Annotated in this window: 22 protein-coding genes and 1 rRNA gene; 4 read left to right on the plus strand and 19 right to left on the minus strand. The window is 70.9% G+C overall.

Features of this window, described 5'->3' with window-relative positions; translation table 11 throughout:
• Positions 1-94: ribosomal RNA gene (gene rrf, locus ABZ898_RS07550) — 5S ribosomal RNA — on the plus strand; the annotation flags it as partial.
• Positions 95-196: 102 nt separating this feature from the next.
• Here rrf and ABZ898_RS07555 read toward each other — a convergent pair.
• From ABZ898_RS07555 to ABZ898_RS07575, 5 genes are read right to left on the minus strand one after another with little or no spacing between them, the layout of a single operon-like run.
• Positions 197-1,507 carry a DUF58 domain-containing protein gene (locus tag ABZ898_RS07555; RefSeq protein ID WP_361653859.1) on the minus strand — a complete coding sequence of 437 codons (1,311 nt, stop codon included), beginning with the start codon at positions 1,505-1,507 and terminating at the stop codon, positions 197-199.
• Positions 1,507-2,496: a MoxR family ATPase gene (locus ABZ898_RS07560; RefSeq protein ID WP_361654683.1), complete on the minus strand. Its 990-nt coding sequence runs from the start codon at positions 2,494-2,496 to the stop codon at positions 1,507-1,509. Before ABZ898_RS07560 ends, ABZ898_RS07555 begins: the two co-directional genes overlap by 1 nt.
• On the minus strand, positions 2,496-3,668 hold the full coding sequence (locus ABZ898_RS07565; protein ID WP_361653861.1) for a DUF4350 domain-containing protein: 1,173 nt from the start codon (positions 3,666-3,668) through the stop codon (positions 2,496-2,498). Before ABZ898_RS07565 ends, ABZ898_RS07560 begins: the two co-directional genes overlap by 1 nt.
• Positions 3,665-4,447 carry a DUF4129 domain-containing protein gene (locus tag ABZ898_RS07570; RefSeq protein ID WP_361653863.1) on the minus strand — a complete coding sequence of 261 codons (783 nt, stop codon included), beginning with the start codon at positions 4,445-4,447 and terminating at the stop codon, positions 3,665-3,667. The genes ABZ898_RS07565 and ABZ898_RS07570 overlap by 4 nt, the downstream gene beginning before the upstream one ends.
• A gap of 4 nt (positions 4,448-4,451) precedes the next feature.
• The gene (locus tag ABZ898_RS07575) at positions 4,452-5,819 is read right to left on the minus strand and encodes a hypothetical protein (protein ID WP_361653865.1); all 1,368 of its coding nucleotides are present in this window, start codon (positions 5,817-5,819) and stop codon (positions 4,452-4,454) included.
• Positions 5,820-5,959: 140 nt separating this feature from the next.
• Between ABZ898_RS07575 and mtnA the strand changes: the two genes are divergently transcribed.
• Positions 5,960-7,105 carry an S-methyl-5-thioribose-1-phosphate isomerase gene (gene mtnA / locus ABZ898_RS07580; RefSeq protein WP_361653867.1) on the plus strand — a complete coding sequence of 382 codons (1,146 nt, stop codon included), beginning with the start codon at positions 5,960-5,962 and terminating at the stop codon, positions 7,103-7,105.
• A gap of 233 nt (positions 7,106-7,338) precedes the next feature.
• On the opposite strand, the gene ABZ898_RS07585 is transcribed toward mtnA, so the two are convergent.
• The 13 genes from ABZ898_RS07585 to ABZ898_RS07645 form a co-directional block, all read right to left on the minus strand.
• The gene (locus tag ABZ898_RS07585) at positions 7,339-8,547 is read right to left on the minus strand and encodes a tyrosine-type recombinase/integrase (protein ID WP_361653870.1); all 1,209 of its coding nucleotides are present in this window, start codon (positions 8,545-8,547) and stop codon (positions 7,339-7,341) included.
• Positions 8,547-8,735 (minus strand): helix-turn-helix domain-containing protein, encoded by a 189-nt coding sequence (locus ABZ898_RS07590; RefSeq protein WP_030811113.1) that lies wholly within the window; start codon positions 8,733-8,735, stop codon positions 8,547-8,549. Before ABZ898_RS07590 ends, ABZ898_RS07585 begins: the two co-directional genes overlap by 1 nt.
• A complete protein-coding gene (repSA, locus tag ABZ898_RS07595) occupies positions 8,732-10,123 on the minus strand; it encodes a replication initiator protein RepSA (protein WP_361653873.1) in 1,392 nt (463 codons plus the stop codon). Before repSA ends, ABZ898_RS07590 begins: the two co-directional genes overlap by 4 nt.
• On the minus strand, positions 10,120-10,290 hold the full coding sequence (locus ABZ898_RS07600) for a hypothetical protein (RefSeq protein ID WP_361653876.1): 171 nt from the start codon (positions 10,288-10,290) through the stop codon (positions 10,120-10,122). Before ABZ898_RS07600 ends, repSA begins: the two co-directional genes overlap by 4 nt.
• 5 nt (positions 10,291-10,295) lie before the next feature.
• A complete protein-coding gene (locus ABZ898_RS07605; RefSeq protein WP_361653878.1) occupies positions 10,296-10,478 on the minus strand; it encodes a hypothetical protein in 183 nt (60 codons plus the stop codon).
• Positions 10,479-10,571: 93 nt separating this feature from the next.
• Positions 10,572-10,811: a hypothetical protein gene (locus tag ABZ898_RS07610; protein ID WP_161199553.1), complete on the minus strand. Its 240-nt coding sequence runs from the start codon at positions 10,809-10,811 to the stop codon at positions 10,572-10,574.
• 19 nt (positions 10,812-10,830) lie between these two features.
• On the minus strand, positions 10,831-11,379 hold the full coding sequence (locus tag ABZ898_RS07615; protein WP_361653880.1) for a GGDEF domain-containing protein: 549 nt from the start codon (positions 11,377-11,379) through the stop codon (positions 10,831-10,833).
• Positions 11,380-11,384: 5 nt separating this feature from the next.
• Positions 11,385-11,687, minus strand: a complete 303-nt coding sequence (locus ABZ898_RS07620; protein WP_361653883.1) for a SpdD protein — start codon at positions 11,685-11,687, stop codon at positions 11,385-11,387.
• A 15-nt stretch (positions 11,688-11,702) separates the two neighbouring features.
• Complete coding sequence (locus ABZ898_RS07625) at positions 11,703-11,891, minus strand: mobile element transfer protein (RefSeq protein ID WP_361653886.1); 189 nt, start codon at positions 11,889-11,891, stop codon at positions 11,703-11,705.
• A 22-nt stretch (positions 11,892-11,913) separates the two neighbouring features.
• Complete coding sequence (locus tag ABZ898_RS07630; protein WP_361653889.1) at positions 11,914-12,570, minus strand: DUF2637 domain-containing protein; 657 nt, start codon at positions 12,568-12,570, stop codon at positions 11,914-11,916.
• Positions 12,571-12,575: 5 nt separating this feature from the next.
• Positions 12,576-12,752 carry a hypothetical protein gene (locus ABZ898_RS07635; protein WP_361653892.1) on the minus strand — a complete coding sequence of 59 codons (177 nt, stop codon included), beginning with the start codon at positions 12,750-12,752 and terminating at the stop codon, positions 12,576-12,578.
• Between the two features lie 13 nt (positions 12,753-12,765).
• Positions 12,766-14,106 (minus strand): FtsK/SpoIIIE domain-containing protein, encoded by a 1,341-nt coding sequence (locus ABZ898_RS07640; protein ID WP_361653895.1) that lies wholly within the window; start codon positions 14,104-14,106, stop codon positions 12,766-12,768.
• Between the two features lie 2 nt (positions 14,107-14,108).
• Entirely contained in the window at positions 14,109-14,438 is a 330-nt protein-coding gene (locus ABZ898_RS07645) for a hypothetical protein (RefSeq protein WP_361653898.1), read from the minus strand.
• 159 nt (positions 14,439-14,597) lie between these two features.
• Here ABZ898_RS07645 and ABZ898_RS07650 point away from each other — a divergent pair, with 159 nt between their 5' ends.
• Positions 14,598-15,392, plus strand: coding sequence for a GntR family transcriptional regulator (locus ABZ898_RS07650; protein WP_361653901.1), 795 nt, complete (start codon positions 14,598-14,600; stop codon positions 15,390-15,392).
• The gene (locus ABZ898_RS07655; RefSeq protein WP_361653904.1) at positions 15,389-16,054 is read left to right on the plus strand and encodes a YdcF family protein; all 666 of its coding nucleotides are present in this window, start codon (positions 15,389-15,391) and stop codon (positions 16,052-16,054) included. The genes ABZ898_RS07650 and ABZ898_RS07655 overlap by 4 nt, the downstream gene beginning before the upstream one ends.
• Before the next feature lie 545 nt (positions 16,055-16,599).
• Here the strand turns inward: ABZ898_RS07655 and ABZ898_RS07660 are convergent.
• On the minus strand, positions 16,600-17,358 hold the full coding sequence (locus ABZ898_RS07660; RefSeq protein WP_361653907.1) for a DUF6551 family protein: 759 nt from the start codon (positions 17,356-17,358) through the stop codon (positions 16,600-16,602).
• Positions 17,359-17,577: the final 219 nt, after the last annotated feature.

Here is a 17,577-nt window from a genome sequence, read left to right on the forward strand (position 1 = left end):
AACGCCCGGTTACATTCCGAACCCGGAAGCTAAGCCTCACAGCGCCGATGGTACTGCAGGGGGGACCCTGTGGGAGAGTAGGACGCCGCCGAACTAATTTTAGGGAAAACCCCCGCACCTTTGGTGCGGGGGTTTTCTGCGTTCAGGACCCTTTTTTCAGGGCTCTCTTCTCTCCGGCCTCCCTGTCTCAAATGCCTCAGAGACGTCCCGCCGACTTCAGAGCCAGATACGCGTCAGCCAATACGGGAGCCAGGTCTTCAGGTGTCGCGTCCACGACCGTCACGCCATGACGACGGAGCTTCTCGGCGGTGCGCTCCCGTTCCTGGCCGGCCTGCGCCGCCGCTGCGGCTTCGTAGACCGCGTCGATGTTCCCTCGGGCCTTCGCCATGCGCGCGAGGTGCGGGTCGGCCACGGCCGCCACGAGGACGGTGTGGCGTTGGGTGAGTTGGGGGAGCACCGGCAGCAGTCCCTCTTCCACCGGTGCGGCGTCGAGCGTGGTGAAGAGGACTACGAGCGAGCGGCGCGGTGCCGCACGCAGGGCGGCCGCGGTGAGGCCCCGGGCATCTGTCTCGACGAGTTCCGGCTCCAGAGTGGCCATCGCGTTGACCAGGGACGGCAGCAGCTGGCCGGCGGACTTGCCCTGGACCAGTGCACGGACCTGGCGGTCGTGGGCGAGCAGGTCCACCCGGTCGCCGGCGCGAGAAGCGAGGGCGGCCAGGAGCAGAGCGGCGTCCATCGAGGCGTCCAGGCGCGGCACGTCGTCCACGCGACCGGCCGAGGTGCGGCCGGTGTCGAGCACCAGCAGGATGCGGCGGTCACGCTCAGGGCGCCAGGTGCGTACGGCGACCGCGGACTGGCGGGCGGTGGCTCGCCAGTCGATGGATCGGGTGTCGTCGCCGGGTACGTACTCGCGGAGGCTGTCGAACTCCGTCCCCTCACCTCGCGTCAGAACGCTGGTCCGGCCGTCCAATTCACGCAAACGTGCGAGTTTGGACGGAAGGTGCTTTCGGCTGGTGAAAGCGGGCAGAACACGTAGTGTCCAGGGAACGTGGTGAGTGCCCTGACGGGAGAACAGGCCGAGGGGGCCGTAGGAGCGGATCGTGATTCTGTCTGCTCTGTGGTCGCCGCGGCGGGTGGGGTTCAACCGGGTCGTCACACGGCGGCGTTCACCGGGCGGGATGGCCAAGCGGTGCCGAGGCCCCTCGACTTCGGGGTTCGCTTCGTGGCTGCTGGGTGGCCACGCGTCCCTGAGCCGCGCACGCAGCGGGCGCCGGGACGGGTTGGTGACGGTCAAGGTGATGTCGGCGGTTTCGCCGAGACGGACGGAGGTGTCGCCGGAGCGGGAGAGAAGGAGGCGTCGTACGGGCGCCGCCAGTGCGGCGTCGCAGGCACAGGCCAGAGCCAGGGTGCCGTTGACCGCCAGGACGCCCGTCCAGCCGGGCTCCAGCAGGCCGACGGGGAGGGAGCCGAGGGCCGCCACGAGGGCGGCGCGTCCGGTGACCGGCATCAGCGGGGCACCGGGACCTGGGCCAGCACGGAGTTGATCACCGAGTCGGGGGTCACTCCCTCCATCTCGGCCTCCGGGCGGAGTTGGACCCGGTGCCTCAGAGCGGGCAGAGCCAGAGCCTTCACATCGTCAGGGGTGACGTAGTCACGGCCCGTCAGCCAGGCCCAGGCGCGGGCGGTGGCGAGCAGGGCGGTGGCACCACGAGGGGAGACGCCGAGAGTGAGGGAGGGGGACTGACGGGTGGCGCGGCAGATGTCCACGACGTAGGCCGTGATCTCGGGGGAGACGGTCGTCCGGGCCATGGCGGCGCGGGCGGCATCGAGGTCGGCGGCGCCGGCGACGGGGCGTACGCCCGCCGCACGCAGGTCACGGGGATCGAAGCCCGAGGCGTGACGGGTCAGCACGTCGATCTCGTCCTCGCGGGAGGGCAGCGGGATCGTCAGCTTGAGCAGGAAGCGGTCCAGTTGGGCTTCCGGGAGGGGGTAGGTGCCCTCGTACTCGACCGGGTTCTGGGTTGCCGCGACCAGGAACGGTTCGGGCAGAGGGCGCGGGGTGCCGTCGACGGTGACCTGGCGCTCCTCCATGGCCTCCAGAAGGGAGGACTGGGTCTTGGGCGGGGTGCGGTTGATCTCGTCGGCGAGAAGGAGGTTGGTGAAGACCGGACCTGACTGGAAGGAGAACTCCGCGGTGCGTGCGTCGTAGACGAGTGAGCCGGTGACGTCGCTCGGCATGAGGTCGGGCGTGAACTGGACCCTCTTGGTATCGAGTTCGAGTGCCGATGCCAGGGCGCGGACCAGGAGGGTCTTGGCGACTCCGGGGACGCCTTCGAGGAGGACGTGGCCTCGGCACAGCAGGGCGACGACGAGGCCGGTCACAGCGGGGTCCTGGCCGACCACGGCTTTGGCGATCTCCGTGCGCAGGGTCTCCAGGGAGGCACGGGCGGCGTCCGCGTCCTCGGTGTTCCCTGCGTTGTCGGTGGTCGGGTCCATCATGAACGGCGTACCTCTCTTTCGAGGGCGTCGAGTCGGTCGGTGAGTGCGATGAGGGCCGCGTCGTCGCGGGGCGGGGCTCCGAAGAGGACGGTGCGCAGGGCCTGTTCGCCGTGCTCGGGGAGGCGGGCGGACAGGGCGGGGAGCAGGACTTCCGGGGCGTGGGCCTGGGCTGCCGGGACACCGGTGAGCGGGGCCAGGCGGGTGCGGGTCGCGGAGCGCAGGGCGGTGGCGGCGCGGTCGCGGGCGTCGGCCTTGCGGTAGAGGCGGGCGCGGCCCTCGGTCGTCTCGGAGGCGCGGATGGCGACCGGCAGGCGCTCGGGCACGAGGGGACCGAAGCGGCGGCCGCGCCAGAGGGCGGCGACGAGAGCCGCGAGGAACAGCTGCAGTGTGCCCCAGAGCCAGCCCGAGGGGAGCAGGCCGAGGAGGCTTTCGCCGTCGTCGCCGGTGGCGGAGGAGTCGGCGAGCGAGGGGAGGTACCAGACCAGATGAGGCCGCGAGCCGAGGAGTTGCAGGGCGAGCGAGGCGTTGCCCTGCTTGTCGAGACGGTTGTTGAGGAGGATGCGGGACGTGCCCAGGACGACGGTGTCGCCGTCGCCGGAGGCCGCCGGGACGCGGAGCAGGGTGCCGCGCCGCTCGCTCGGGTAGCAGGACTCGGCGTCGCGGACGGTCGTGGTGTAGCGCAGGCCGCCGGTCTCGGCGGAGCCCGCGCGCCGTGCCTCGGGGAGCGCGCAGGCGGGGGCGAGCGTGGCGTCGGTGGTGAGAGAGGTCGCGCTGACGCCAGGGGCGAGGCGGCCCACGGACCAGCGGCTCGGGGCGACGAGCACGGTGCGGCCGCCGGAGGAGGCTGTGGCCGCGGTGAGCCGGGACTGCTGGCGGTGGCTCAGCAGGTCGGGCACGGCGACCAGGAGGGTGGTGTCGGGGCCGGCGGCCGAGCGCGCCGCGTCGAGCGTGGTGACCACGCGGGTCGTGACACCCCGGTCGGCGAGGAGTTCGGCGACGGCGCGGCTGCCGCGGGGGTCGGCGGAGCGGGGGTCCAGGTTGCCGTGCCCGGTCTGGGAGCGGACCACGGCGATGGCGACGGCGCCGATCAGCAGCAGGACGGCGGCGAGGGCGATGCCGCGTGTGCGCGTCCAGATCTGACGGGCGGTGAGGGCGGACGAGGTGGTCATCCGGTTCCCCCGTCACCGGCGGCGCCCGCGATGCCGGACGGCTCGGCGGGGCGGGCACGTTCGAGAGCGTCGTCGAGCAGGGCGACGCGTCGGTACGCCTGCTGGTCGGCGGTGCGGCCGCCGTATGTGACGTCGTCGAAGAGCCGTGCGGCGGCGCGGAGTCCATCGGCCTGGCCGGGGAGGGCGCGGCCCGCCTCGGCGGCGGCCTCGTCGGCGGTACGGCCGGGGCGGAGGTCGAGCAGGGCCCGTTCCTCCAGCGAGCGGACGATGGCCCGCATGCGCTCCTGGACCGCCTGGGTCCAGTGGCCCTGGGCGGCGTGCGCCTCGGCCGCGGAGCGGTGCGCGGCGGCGGTCCGGGGGACCTCGTCGAACAGCGGCGCGGCCGGGGCAGGGGTGCGGCGGGGGGTGCCGAGCCGCCACCACAGGGCGGCCAGCACGGCGATGACGCACAGCACCACGACGAGGAGGCCGAGCGAGCCGCCCGGTGTCGCCGAGGCGGCCCTGGCGAGCAGCCGGCCGAGCCACTCCCAGAAGGCGTCGAGGGCGCGCTGGAGCAGGCCGGGGTCGTTCTCGTGGTACATCCGCTTGGCCAGTTCACGGCGTGCCGCCTCACGTGCGGGATCACGCGGGACGGTCACGGGCGGCTCGTCACCGGAGCCGCTCAGCGCGAACGCGACGGTGTGCGCCGGAGCTGTGGTGCCGGGCAGGTGCCGTAGTGGCGAGGCGGCGGCGCCGGCCAGGGCCGACGCCGCCATGAGAACTCCCCCCGTCATGCTCACCGCATCAGCTCCCGGGCACGGGGCCGGGCGGGGTACCCGGGGTGCCGGGGGTGTCGGCCTGGACGCCGGCCGCGCGGGCCAGTTCGAGGTCGAGGGCCTCGCGGCGGATCCGCTGGTCGATGTAGAGGAGGACGGTCACCCCGGCCTTGATCGGCAGCGTGAGCGTGCCGCCGATCACCGAGCCGATGCCGGTGATGAGCAGGAACGACCAGCCCGGCGGCTGGTCGGCGGTGCCGAGCAGGGAGTCCATGTTCTCGCCGTTCACGGCGAACGCGATGATGGTGAAGGGGATCACCGTCATCCAGGAGACCACGTTGGCGATGATCCCGGCGAGGAACTGCACGCCGAGGACGCGCCACCAGGAGCCCTGGACCAGCTTGGCCGAGCGGCTCAGCGACTTCCACACGCCCTGCCGTTCCAGCATCAGCGCGGGCGAGGCGAGCGAGAAGCGGACGGTCAGCCAGATCACCACGACGACGGCGGCCAGGACACCCAGGACCATCAGGACGACGGAAGGGGCGTTGAAGCCCGATACGGCCCCCAGGACGAGTCCGGGCAGCAGACCGGCGGCCAGGACCACGACGGTGATGAGCCCGAGCAGCATGAGGAGCCCGAGCAGCTTGAGGAGCTGACTCCGCGACTCGCGCCACGCCTCGCCTATGCCGACCGGCTTGCCGAGGACGGCGCGGCTGGTCACGGTCGTCAGCAGCGCGGTGGCCACGATGGTGCCGATCAGGGAGACCACACCGACGAGCCCCGCCCCGGCCGCGACCGAACCGAGGGAGCGCAGCGCCTCCTCCGGGGAGACCCCCGGGTCGCTGAGCGTGCTGGTCGTGTCCTTCAGGATGACGCCCTGGAGGAGGAGCGCGCTGAGCTCGATGAGCACCGACACCGTCAGCGAGATGCCGAGGACGGTGCGCCAGTAGGCGCGCATGGTGGAGATGGCGCCGTCGAGTATCTCGCCGACGCCGAGCGGGCGCAGCGGGATCACGCCGGGCTTGGCCGCGGGCGGGGGCCCGCCCCAGCCGTTGCCCCAGGCCGGGGGTCCGCCCCAGCCGCCGGAGCCGGCCGGAGGCTGACCGCCCCAGCCCGCGCCGGGCGGCGGGGGAGGCGGGCCGCCGGGAGCGGGCGCGCCGGTGGGCGCCGACCACTGTCCGGGCGGCGGCTGACCCTCGGCCCACTTCGCGTCCGGGCTCCGCGGCGCCTCGCCCGGCTGCGCGGCCGGCTCGGGCGATTCGGCGGGCGCGGCGGGCGCGGCACCGGGCTCCGGCGTGGGCGTGCCGGTGGGCTCGGCGGCGCCGGCCGCGCCGGTCTTCCGTCCCTCCGACGACGGGTCGGGTCCGGGCGGAGTCCAGCCCGGCGTGTCACTCATCGAAGCTCCTTCACGGTGCCCGTCCGCGGGCGCGGCGGCAGTTCGGGGGCCATCGTGCCATGGCCGGGTCGCGGTGTGACCTGGCGTGGTGGGCCCCGTGCTCCACCAATTCTCCGCCGGATACGGGGCAGACTCACCGCATGGCTGATCAGCAGGCGCGACCCGGCGAGGACAAGCGGCCGACCGGCATACCGGTGATCCGATGGGAGGAACCACCCGAAGGACCCGTACTCATCCTTCTCGACCAGACGAGGCTTCCCTCCGAGGAGGTCGAGCTGGTGTGCACGGACGCTTCCGCGCTGGTGGAGGCGATCCGCTCGCTCGCGGTGCGCGGGGCGCCGGTACTCGGCATCGCGGGCGCGTACGGCGTCGCGCTGGCCGCCGCGCGCGGCTTCGACACGGACGAGGCCGCCGAGGCCCTCGAGAGCGCCCGGCCGACCGCGGTGAACCTGTCCGTCGGCGTGCGCCGGGCCCTGACCGCGCACCGGGACGCGCTGGCCGGGACCGGCGACCCCACGGTGGCGGCGGGCGCGGCGCTGGCGGCCGCGCGGGCACTGCACCAGGAGGACGCGGAGGCGAGCGCGCGGATGGCCGCGCACGGTCTGGCGCTGCTGGACGAGCTGATGCCGGGCGGCGGGCACCGCGTCCTGACCCACTGCAACACCGGTTCGCTGGTGTCGGGAGGGGAGGGGACGGCGTTCGCGGTGGCGCTGGCCGCGCACCGGGCGGGCCGCCTGCGCCGCCTCTGGGTGGACGAGACGCGCCCGCTGCTGCAGGGGGCGCGGCTCACGGCGTACGAGGCGGCGCGCAGCCAGATGGCGTACACGCTGCTCACGGACAGCGCGGCCGGTTCGCTGTTCGCGGCCGGCGAGGTGGACGCGGTGCTGGTCGGCGCCGACCGGATCGCGGCCGACGGGTCGGTGGCCAACAAGGTGGGCAGCTACCCGCTGGCGGTGCTGGCGCGCTACCACCATGTGCCGTTCATCGTGGTGGCCCCGGTGACCACGGTGGACCCCATGACCCCGGACGGCGCGTCCATCGAGGTCGAGCAGCGGCCCGGCCAGGAGGTCACGGAGATCGTCCCGCCCCGGGCGTCGGCGGTGGGCGGAACCGGCGGGGTGCCCCTGGCCCCGCTGGGGACGCAGGCGTACAACCCGGCGTTCGATGTGACGCCGCCGGAACTCGTGACGGCGATCGTCACCGAGGAGGGCACGGTGTCGCCGGTGACCCCGGAGGCGCTGGCGGCCCTGGGCGCGAGGGCGCGGACCGCACCGGCGCCCGGCTGATCCGCGTACCCCTGCCGGGACCGTCCGCCCGGTCGGCCCCGGCAGGCGTCCCACTCCGTGACAGGGGCAGACAGTGACGGTGTCGTACGACTATCGTCACAGGCCAGTGACGTGCCTCACCTGCGGCTCTGTCGTCGTTATGAGAATGGGATGCTCTTGCCCTGATCAACGGCAACGGCCCCCCAACCTGCGCGAAAGCGCGGGGCGAAGGGCCGTGACATCCAAATGCGACATCAGTCGCCGGGTGGAACGGGGTGGGACGCCTCCAGCTCACGGATGCGAGCCGGCTGCCGCAACAGGCGGTCGAGCTGCCCCACAGCCTCGATCACGTCGGGGTCGAGAGCCTCAGCGTAGATGTCCATTGTGGTGGCGATCCGGCTGTGCCGCAGGATGGCCTTCACGATCCGGGGGTGCACCCGGAGGTGGACGAGCAGGGTGCCGCACGACTTCCGCAGCCCCTTGGGGTTCATCTTGCCCAGTCCCTCGATCCGGATGATCCGCTGCATGACGATGTACAGGTGCGCGGTCAGGAGCGGGCGCCCCGTGCGGGTGACGAACACGTGCCCCTCGGGGTCCTCGAACCAGACGCGGCCGAGTCGCTCGGCTCGTTCACGCAGCATGGCCGTGCGCATCCGGGTCCACCGCAACGGCGCGATGCACTGCGCCGGCAGCGGAAGAGGTGCCTTGGACGTCTCAGTCTTCAGCTCGGCGTCGATGGTTCCAGCACTGGTGCGCTGCCGCTGTTGCTCCACCCAGATGACCCGGTTCCCAAGGTCTATGTTCTCCCAGCGGATGCCGCACACCTCGGCGCGGCGCAGACCCAGGAGGCACAGCAGCAGGAACGCCGGGTAGTACGGCGTCAGCCGACGAGCAGCCGCCAGGAACCGGAGCACTGTCACGGCGTCCCAGCTCTTGCCACTGTCGGTACTCGCACGGACGTGGACGAGCTTGGCCACGTTCCGCGTGACGCCGATGTCCTCCACCATGGCGGCCGTGAGCGCCGCTGAGAGCACCCGCAGAGCACGCTTGGCGGTCTTGGCCCCTCGGTCGTCCACGAGGCGCTGCATGACCCCACGCAGCTCCTTGACGCCCAGCTTGACCATCACCTTCGATCCCAGCCGAGGGCGAAGGTGCAGGCGCACGGGAGACGCGTAGGCGTCGTAGCTGCTCGGCGCCAGGTTCGGCTTGACGACGACCTCCAGCCAGTAGTCGAACCACTGACCCAACGTCATGTCCCGCGTTGGCGTCGGGATGCCGCCGTTGGCCCGGTCGATCAGCTCACGGCGCTTCCGGTCGCACTCCTCGAACGACCGGCCATAGGCGAACTTTCGCTTCACAGTCCCGTCCGGCTGTGGCACGTACACGGCAGCCTGATAGCGGCCATCAGCCCGCAGGGTGACCGTGCCCGCACCGTTCGGGTTCCGCTTGCGGCGTCGGGCCATCAGGACGCCTCCTCAAGCCGGTTCTGCACGTAGTCGCGCAGCGCGCTCTCCGGAATGCGCCGGCACCGGCCCTCGGTGAACGACACCAGCCGCTTGGAACGGATCAGGTCGTAGACCTTGCTGCGACCGAGCTTCAGCCGCGCCATGACCTCGGGCACGGTGAGCAGTTCGACAGGTGCGGTGGTCACGCGGCGGCTCCTTCCAGGTCGAGCAGGGCGGGTAGTTCCTCGCGTGCGGTCTCGCGGTTCTGGGCGATCTCGCGGCGGATGTTGGCGGCGAGCCAGGATTCGCCGGGGGTGTGGCCGTGGCCGGCGTAGGCCCAGTGCGCGAGAGTCAGGGTGGTCGCCTCTTCGTCGTCGGGGTCGGGGAGGCCGAGGGCGGCACGTTGCTGTGCGGCGCGGTAGTCGGCGCGGGTCTGGCGGAGAGCGCCGAGGGTGGTGGAGTAGCTGCGGGACTTGGTGGAGAAGTGGCCTCGGAAGCCGAGCATGTGGGCCCAGTCCCGTAACTTCCGCTCGGGGTAGAGCGGGTGGAGGTCGAGGCAGGCGGCGATGAGCCGGGCCGGGTGCTCGGGCACGTCGAGCAGGTCCAGGGCTTCCTTGTTACCGATCCGGCGATCCACGGTTCCCGTCGTTTCGGCGGCTTTGGTGGCGTACTTGGCGACGTAGGAGGCCACGGCCTGTTCGGTGATCTCGGCACCGTCCCCGAACGCGCGGATCGGGCGCACGTCGACCTGCTCGCCCCACCGCAGCGTGCGGGCCGGCTGGTCCCCGGCGGGGTCGACGTCGACCGCGACGCGGGCGGCGGCGGCGCGGATCGCGGCGTCGAGGAGGTCGCCGGTCGCCCAGTGCGGGGGCGGGGTGTCGGGGCCGTCCGGTCCGTCGAAGCGGATCACGGCGTGGAAGTGCACGGCGCCGCGCTTCTGGTACTCCGCGACCTTCCCGAACGAGACCCGAGACGCCTCTTTCGCTGCCTTTTGGGTGAGGCCGGCCATGCGGGCGATCTCTCGGCGGAGGTAGATCGTGAAGTAGCGCCACAGGTCGGAGGCGTGGTTGTTCCACAGCACAGCCCCCGCATAGTCGTAGCTGTCGGGGTTGAGCGGGGTGCCCAGCTCGGGTGCATCCTCACCGTGGCGGGTGCCGCAACGGCAGGGCCGGGTGCCGGGCCGGTTATGGACCGGCCCGAACGACGGGGCAGTGAGCGTGGCGAACACGCGCGGGTGATCCCGGATCGTTGTCGGAGTGCCCTTGTTGGGGTCTCCGACGAGGCCGGCGCGGATCAGGTGGTAGGTGTCGCCGGCGTAGGTCCAGGCGCAGGCCGGGCAGCGCGACGCACGCCGATTGCCGCACGCGATCCGGAGGACGCCGCCGGGTTCGGTGTCGGTGGAGTAGTGGTGCAGGACATGCCTGGTCGAGGCGTCGTGGGTGACGGTGGTCCCGGTGAGCCGGATGGGGTCGGTGCAGCCGCCGGTGCGGCGGATCTGGTCTTGGATGCGGTGGAAGCCCGGAGACCCGGCCAGCCTCAGCACGTCGGTGAGGGTGGCCGGGTCCAGGCCCGCCGGAGTGGCGGCGTCGATCACTTGCCGTCCTCCCGGTCGGTGTGGGCGTCGGTCCAGTCCTCGGCGCACACCTTGTGGACGGGCTTGCCCCGGTCGGAGCGCAGCGGGGTCGGCTTGTCGCACACGACGCAGGGCTTGTCGCCGGTCGGGTCGTAGTGCTCGGGCGAGCGCCAGTCGAGGAGCGCCATCGCGGTCACCTCCCCACGCGGGCGAAGCCGAGGGCGGGGGTGCGGTGGCCGGTGCCCTTGCAGGTCTGGCAGACCACGGTGAGCGTGGCGCGGGTGCCGTCGAGGTGGCGGGTGCCGGTGGTGATGGCGACGGAGGCGAAGCCGTCGCAGTCGCGGCAGACACGCGGGGCGGAGGTGTTCTCGGGCATGATGGGGCTTCCCTTTCGGGTCCGTTGGATCAGGAATGGGTGCAGGCGCCCGGAGCGGCGGAAGTTTGGCGACCGAGGCCGCTCCGGGGGCCGTTACTGGCTGCGGCGGTTGCGTCCACGCGGGATGGGCGGGATGGAGTCGTAGGACTCCTGGCCGGACCGGAAGTCGCTGAGGTCAGTGACGTCCTTGTCGGTGCCGATCTCGCGCATGATCCGGTTCATGGCCTTGGTGTCGCGGTGCCGGCGGGCGATGGCGTAGTCACGGCCCAGCTCGGTCATGCGCTCGTTGCGCGCGGGCTCAGGGGTGTCGTTCTTGCGGCTGAAGAGGCCCATGGAGTCCTTCTTTCTGAGGTCAGTGGTGGGTGTTGCGCCTGCTGTGGCCCTTGACCGCGTACATCGCGGTGTCGGCGGCGGAGAGTGCGTCGGTGAGGGTGGGGACCGGCAGGTCCGCGCGGTGGCAGCGGCCGACCGAGGCGGAGACCGGCAGCACCTCGCCGTTGTGGTGGACGGGACGGTCCATGGCGGCCCGCAGGGCGGTGAGGCCGCTGGTGTGGGTGGGGTCGGTGACGATGGCGACGAACTCGTCTCCGCCGATCCGGGCGGCGATGCCGTGGCGTCCGCACCAGTCGTTCAGCCGGCGGGCGGTCGCGGTGAGTACCGCGTCCCCGGCGGGGTGGCCGTGGCGGTCGTTGATGGCCTTGAAGTCGTCCAGGTCGACCAGGACCACGAGGGCGTTCGGGTGTCGGTCGAGGAGGCGTTCGGCGCGGGCGGTCCATCCGGCGCGGGTGTGCAGGCCGGTCAACGGGTCACGGCGGGCACCAGCCAGGCGGCGGGCGAGGACGCTGCCGTGCACGGCCCAGCCCAGGGCCGGTAATGCGGCAGCGACGGGCGCGAGGTCCATGCCAGTCACCGGCCCTTGCCGGAGTCGTTGAGCAGCGAACGCAGGACCACGGCGCAGATGGCCACACTCACGCCAGTGATGGCGACCGCCAGGAGCATGGAGACCAGCACGGTGCCGACGATCAGGGCCACGGCGGTGCCGCCGCCGACGAGCGCGAGGGTGCTGCCAGGGGTGAGCTGGATGGTCGGCCGGTTCGACACCGGGACCGGGGCCACCGGGGCCGAGGCGGTGGCGGCTGGCACGGTCGAGGACGCGGTGGGCGCCGGGGGCGGGGCGTGGTCGGTGGGCGGGTACTTGGGGGTGAGCATCAGTGGTTCCTCCTGTCAGGGGTTGCAGCGGTGGGTGCGAGCGGCGAGTTCGGCGGCGGAGCGGTCGGCGTAGTTGGTGGAGAAGCCGCAGCCGGGGGCGGAGCAGGCGGCGGTGTGCCGGTTGCGGCCCCGGCCGTCGTGGTAGGTGGCGACGGTGACCGGGCCGAAGCGGCGCACGTCACGGAACCGGCGGTACACACTCACGGGATCAACCTCCCTTTCCGGGTCAGGTGAGTTCGAGCTGTGCGGCGATGGCCTGGCAGGTCGGCCCGGGAAGCCCGAGCCGGGCGGTGAGCGCGGCGGCGCTGATCGGCTCACCCGTGGTCTTGCGGTGGGTGTCCGCGATGGAGCGGGCGTGCTCGACCAGGGCAACTGGAACCGTGGGCGGCTTGGCCGGCGCGGGGTCCAGCTCCGCAGGAGCCGTCACGGGGGCCGGGACTGGTGTGGTGTCGGCGCGGTGCAACTCGACTTCCGGCGCCGCCGGTTCCTGCTCCTGGCCGATGTCCTCGGGTGCAGCCGAGGGTGCGGGAGTGTGGACCAGCAGGGTGCCGCCGAGGAAGGCGAGGGCGGGCCAGCCGGCCACCAGGATGCGCAGCCAGGCGGGCACGTGATCGAGGTCGAGGAGTCCGGCGGTGGCGATGTTGGCGCCCAGGGAAGCGGTGAGCGCGATGGCGAACCAGGTCCACGAGGCCCCGTCCCGGCCGATCCGAAGCCGACGCCACGCGGCCACCAGCAGCAGGTCGACGGAGACGGGATAGGCCCAGGCTTTCCAGCCGGACTGACCGGCAGCGGCGGCCAGGTCATGCAGGTGGGCGAAGGACAGAGCCCCGGCGATCACGGCTTGGATCAGTACGGCGTCAGGGCGGCGGAGAGGGCGGTTCACGGTGATCACTCCCCGTCCGGTGCTTCGCCGGTGCCCAGGCAGGTCAGGCAGAAGGCGGCCTGCCGGTTCTCGGTGGCGCGGCCCTTACGGGCGCCGACGCGAACGGTCTCGGTGATCTCCCCATTACCGGAGCAGTCCGGGCAGGCGGCCGGCTTCGGCGGGGTCTTCTTGCGCGTGGCCATGACGTGCCCCCTCTCAGTCCGTGGCCGGGAACGGCTTGACCAGCGACGGACCCGAAACCGGAACGTCGGCGGGCACGTGCGGCCGGTAGGGGTAGAGGGCGGGGAGGTCAGGCACGAGATGCGCGAACTCCCGGCACACGGCCGCCGCTTCGACGCGAGTGGTATGAGGAGTGCGGATCTTCGCCCAGCCCCCGGTCGAGTCGGTGGCCACGGCGGTGCCGGGACGTTCGGCGGGGATGAGGGAGGCGGTCAGCACGGCGTCCGGGGCCACGTCCGCCAGACCCATTTCGGCGGTCTGCTTGTCATTGACACGGTGCACCACCCGGCCGGTGAGCTGGGCACGGAGCATGGTCGCGCCGCGTCCGAGTTCCGAGCCGAAGCGCTGCCCGCACACCTCCAGATAGATCCCGACCGCACGCGCCATCTGCGCCAGCCGGATCAGGGCGGTGACGATCCGCTCCCGGCGGTCCTCATCCTTCTTGGCGGAGATCAGGAACAGCTCCGCCACCTCGTCCACCAGGACGACCACGGGCACCGGACGTAAGCCGGCGGGCAGGTCCCACACGTCGGAGACGCCGTGCAGGCTCAGCAGGTCGAACCGGGATTCCATCTCGCCCACCAGGACATCCAGCAGGGAGGCGGAGTCGTCCGGGGTGGTCGCCAGCGCCGACAGCCGAGCCGCGTACGCGGAGTGCTCGACGCCGCGCTTGCAGTCGATCCCGACCAGGGCCACCGGCAGCTTGGCCAAGCCCTTGATCAGGTTGCGCTGATAGACCGACTTCCCGGAGTTGTTCGCGCCGAGGGTGAGCGCCATCGGGATCTGGCGGTAGTCCCGCAGGAACGCGGTCCCGTCTTCCCGCAGCGCCACCGGCACCGACAACCCCTCAGCACGAGCACCGCGCGGCATCCGGACCCGACGCAGCACGTCATAGCCGGTCATGCGGAGTTCGACGTGGCCGGGCTTGGTCTCCGTGACCGTCACCGAGTGCACACCCCAGGCGTGGCGGAGCCGTTCCGAGGCGGCCACCAGGTCGGCCGGTTCCAGGCCGGCGGGGAGGCGCAGGGTCACCCGCAGGCCGGTGGAGGTGCCGCGGACGTGGCGGACCTTCGGCGGGACCGGCTGAACTGCGGTGTGGGCGATGTTCCGCGCCAGGAAGGCCCGCAGGCGGGACGGCTGAACCGTCAGCCCGCACACGTCCATCGTGGAGCGGTAGGTGAAGGAGAACCGGCCCCAGGTGACCGGCAACCCGACCAGCGACCAGTAAACGCGCGGCGCGCGGACCTTGGCGTAGCCGAGACCGCCGGCCCCCGCTAACGCTCCCGTGGTCTCCAGGACCGTGGACAGGTCGGTCATGATCAGACCGCCGGGGTGATCGCCACGGCGCGGAACGAGATCCCGTGCCGCTTCTGGCCGTTGAACTCGTTCTCCCAGTCCCGCGCCTTCAGCCCCACGACCTTGACCGGGGTACCCGGCGCCAAGCCCTCCGGGCAGCCGGTCTCCGGGACGGTCACCTGGTAGAGGTTGCCCTCCCCCTCGTCCGAGACCAGCAGGCCCACGGTCGACATGTCCGCGCCGGTCTCCCGGTCCACGGCCCGCTCCCCGGTCTTCTTGTTCACCATCTTCGGTTCCGGCGCGGTCGCCACGAACACCACGGCGGACGAAAGGTCGATCTTGAACGACGGCATCAGGTACTCCCTGAAGAGGTGGAGGCAGCCCAAATAGGACTGTCAGCCGTTCACTGTCCTAGGACTGCGAGCTGCTAAGCAAGATAGTGCAGCGCAGTCCCGAGACTGTCAACAGTCCTGGGACTGTGTTTGACTAGTCCCTGATGAGAGGGGTTCTAGATGGCGCCGAAGTGGCGGGAGCTGGCCGACCGGCTGGCCGAGCAGATCAGGAGGGGTGACTACGCCCCCGGCCAGCAGTTGCCGCACATCAGGGAGCTGGTGGAAGCGGGCGAGGGCTCCAAATCCACCGTCCACAGCGCCTACAAGGCACTGGAGGCGGAAGGCTTGGTCACGTCATCACGAGGGCACGGAACGGTGGTGCGGCAGCAGGTCCCGCTGAAGCGTCTTGGCATCTTCCGCTACGACAAGGCCAAGTGGCGCGATGGCGACGAGGTGGCGTTCATCGCGGACCGGGTGGCCTCCGGTCGCGGGTATCGCCGCAACGAGCAGACGCAGACCGTCGCGCGGGTCCAGGCTTCTCCGGAGGTTGCGGCAGCGCTCGGCCTTGCAGAAGGCGCCGACGTGTACGCCCGCGCGCGACTGGTGAAGGAAGGCGACCAGCCAACCCACACGTTGACCAGCTATTACCGTCCCGAGCACGTCGAGGGCACGCGCTTGGTGGACCCTACGCCGGGTCCGGCCGGCCGGGGTGGCGGCTTCCGAGTGCTGTACGACGCCGGCTACGAGATCGACCACATGAAGGAAGAACTCTCGGCTCGTGCTGCCACACCGGAAGAGGCGAGACTGTTGCAACTACCTTCAGGTGAGCCCGTAGTGGAGTTGCATCGGACCACTTACACCGCCTCTGGCACAGTGGTGGAGTTCGCCATCGGAGTGCATGCGGCCTCCCGCTTCGCTTGGGAGTACGACTTCAAGGTGCCGGATTCGGCCAGGGACGAGGAAGCGCAGACGTGATCTCAGCACAGGACTGGGCCGACACACGGTGCCTTTGGGACTACCACCAGATGGGGCACTCTGCGCGGCCCTGTTCTGTTGCCGTGGGGTTGGGGAGCCATGATCTGGGAGTGGCTGACATTGCCGTTGATCTCTACAAGCGCGGTATGGCGCCCCTGCTCCTCTTCACCGGGGCCACCAGCCCGACGACTCGGGAAAGGATGCCCCGAGGCGAGGCTGTGCACTACCGGGAGCGGGCGTTGGAACTCGGCGTGCCCGGCTCCGCCATCCTCGTCGAGCCTCAGGCTCGCAACACCGGGGAGAACATCCACTTCTCGCGGGAGCTGCTGGAGAGGGAGGGAGTCGACGTGACGTCGGTCCTCTTGATCAGTAAGCCGTACGAGGAGAGGAGGGCGTACGCCACCGCGCGCAAACTTTGGCCCGAGGTGGAGATCATCAGTGCGTCCACCCCGATGACGCTGCAGGATTACGTCGACTCCATCGGCGACGCCCGCTTGGTGATCGACATGCTTGTGGGGGCACTTCAGCGGCTTCTGATCTACCCGGAGCAGGGCTTCATGATCAGTCAGCACGTCCCAGACAACGTTCTCCAGGCGTACGACCGCCTGTGTCAGCGAGGCTTCACCAGCCGGCTCCTCCGGAGCGACGCGACCTCTTCCTGACCACGCGAAATCACCTTGTCCCAGCCCGTTCCGAGCTGAGTTGTTACAGGTTTCTCTACCTCATCAAGCCCCGGCTGCGCTCCGCTCCGCCGGGCGCGCTTCCCGGCTCCGCTGCGGGCGCCGCTCCTGCCTTCGGCCCGCTCCGCCCGCGCTGCGCCGACGCGCGCCCACATGTGGAGAGGGCCGGAGGTCAAGAGTTTGATCACCGTATAGAGCGGCCCGCGGTCAAAGACGATGCCTCCGGCGGGGGATCGGCCGGCACCGGGATGAAGGTGGCGCCGTCGCCGGCTGCGGGCCCGTAGGCGGCGTGCGCGGGAGCTCCCATCCCGTCCACCGCCGACCCAGGCAGAGCCGAGCAGACGCGGCCCATGGCGTCCAGGTCGTTCGTACAGTGGCGCGCTCCACCTGGACGCCATGAACCACGCCCGCTCCACGGTGTGTGGGTCGACGGCGGACGGGATGGGAGCTGGGTGAGTGGTGGGTTGAGGTTGCGGAAGCACGTGGAGGCCAACCCAGTGGATGACCTCCAGCGCGCCCGCATGCCGTCAGACGCCGATACGGTTCTCCTTGCGCCTACCCTTGTCCCACTCGGTCACGATGAGCGTGTAGCAGGTACTGATCCTGGACCCCGTGCCGCTGTGTCGCGTGCCACCGGCGGAAGCCAGAGCCGTGATGTTGGCGCGCCAACGGAAAGCCGGGTCCTTCTTGCCGATCTTCTCGGCAAGCACCTTGTCGTCAACGTCATCTCCGTGACGTCCAAGGAACATACCGATGCCCCCGAGCAGCATCCCGTCCCAAGTCTCCTTGGTCCGACCCCAGGCTTCCTCTGCGACCTTGAGAGTTCGCTCAAGCGTCTCCGGGCCATACAAATCAGTGATCCGCAGCACACCGGCAACCGCACCGACCATGTTCGTTCCGGTCGAGCCCATCGCCAGATTCCGCTTGCGCAGGGCCGACTCAGTGTCGACGAAGAGCGGCAGGCCGGCGGTGAGGCCAATCTTGTACTCGTCCAGCGGGGTGGGCTTGCTCGATTCCCGATTCTTGATCAAGAACAGGACAGCCTCTTCCTGCTGGTCAAGGCCATGATGGACCTCAGCGACAAGCTCAGGGATGTCCGTCAGTTTGCACACGTGCCAGCGGTGCATGCCGTCTACGATGAAGCGATCTCCATTGGACCGCTGCGAGACAACGATGGTGCCGAGAGCCTCGGGAACCAGGTTGTTCGCCATGCTCCTCGCCCTGGCCTCGTTCAGAGTGCGCTGGGCCTTCTCGTCGATCTGCAGCTCCTCGACGGGGATCTTCACTCCGTGATCCACACGGTGCTTACGGAGCTCGTACGCATACTTTTTGGGCATGACTGTGCCTCTCAACGTCGCGCTCAGGAGGATGGCTTATTGCCGAAGGGGGGATGCGACGTGATCGGCCACAGTACACGAACGGCGTAGCGAGCGACCGGCTCGCCCAAGCCAGGATCAAGGGGCGACCGTGCCCCCAGGTGCCCGATCAGGCGGCACGACACGGGG

This window comes from Streptomyces sp. NPDC046860 (genome assembly GCF_040645115.1).
Classification (GTDB): Bacteria; Actinomycetota; Actinomycetes; order Streptomycetales; family Streptomycetaceae; genus Streptomyces.

What these genes read in the sequence shown, in the direction of transcription:
- ABZ898_RS07645 (WP_361653898.1), bottom strand. Translation starts at nt 14,438, where the DNA reads ATGCCGTCGTTCAAGATCGACCTTTCGTCCGCCGTGGTGTTCGTGGCG.
- mtnA (WP_361653867.1), top strand. Translation starts at nt 5,960, where the DNA reads ATGGCTGATCAGCAGGCGCGACCCGGCGAGGACAAGCGGCCGACCGGC.
- ABZ898_RS07605 (WP_361653878.1), bottom strand. Translation starts at nt 10,478, where the DNA reads ATGCCCGAGAACACCTCCGCCCCGCGTGTCTGCCGCGACTGCGACGGC.
- ABZ898_RS07555 (WP_361653859.1), bottom strand. Translation starts at nt 1,507, where the DNA reads ATGCCGGTCACCGGACGCGCCGCCCTCGTGGCGGCCCTCGGCTCCCTC.
- ABZ898_RS07600 (WP_361653876.1), bottom strand. Translation starts at nt 10,290, where the DNA reads ATGGCGCTCCTCGACTGGCGCTCGCCCGAGCACTACGACCCGACCGGC.
- ABZ898_RS07585 (WP_361653870.1), bottom strand. Translation starts at nt 8,547, where the DNA reads ATGGCCCGACGCCGCAAGCGGAACCCGAACGGTGCGGGCACGGTCACC.
- ABZ898_RS07575 (WP_361653865.1), bottom strand. Translation starts at nt 5,819, where the DNA reads ATGAGTGACACGCCGGGCTGGACTCCGCCCGGACCCGACCCGTCGTCG.
- ABZ898_RS07640 (WP_361653895.1), bottom strand. Translation starts at nt 14,106, where the DNA reads ATGACCGACCTGTCCACGGTCCTGGAGACCACGGGAGCGTTAGCGGGG.
- ABZ898_RS07620 (WP_361653883.1), bottom strand. Translation starts at nt 11,687, where the DNA reads ATGCTCACCCCCAAGTACCCGCCCACCGACCACGCCCCGCCCCCGGCG.
- ABZ898_RS07615 (WP_361653880.1), bottom strand. Translation starts at nt 11,379, where the DNA reads ATGGACCTCGCGCCCGTCGCTGCCGCATTACCGGCCCTGGGCTGGGCC.
- ABZ898_RS07560 (WP_361654683.1), bottom strand. Translation starts at nt 2,496, where the DNA reads ATGGACCCGACCACCGACAACGCAGGGAACACCGAGGACGCGGACGCC.
- ABZ898_RS07635 (WP_361653892.1), bottom strand. Translation starts at nt 12,752, where the DNA reads ATGGCCACGCGCAAGAAGACCCCGCCGAAGCCGGCCGCCTGCCCGGAC.
- ABZ898_RS07610 (WP_161199553.1), bottom strand. Translation starts at nt 10,811, where the DNA reads ATGGGCCTCTTCAGCCGCAAGAACGACACCCCTGAGCCCGCGCGCAAC.
- ABZ898_RS07565 (WP_361653861.1), bottom strand. Translation starts at nt 3,668, where the DNA reads ATGACCACCTCGTCCGCCCTCACCGCCCGTCAGATCTGGACGCGCACA.
- ABZ898_RS07650 (WP_361653901.1), top strand. Translation starts at nt 14,598, where the DNA reads ATGGCGCCGAAGTGGCGGGAGCTGGCCGACCGGCTGGCCGAGCAGATC.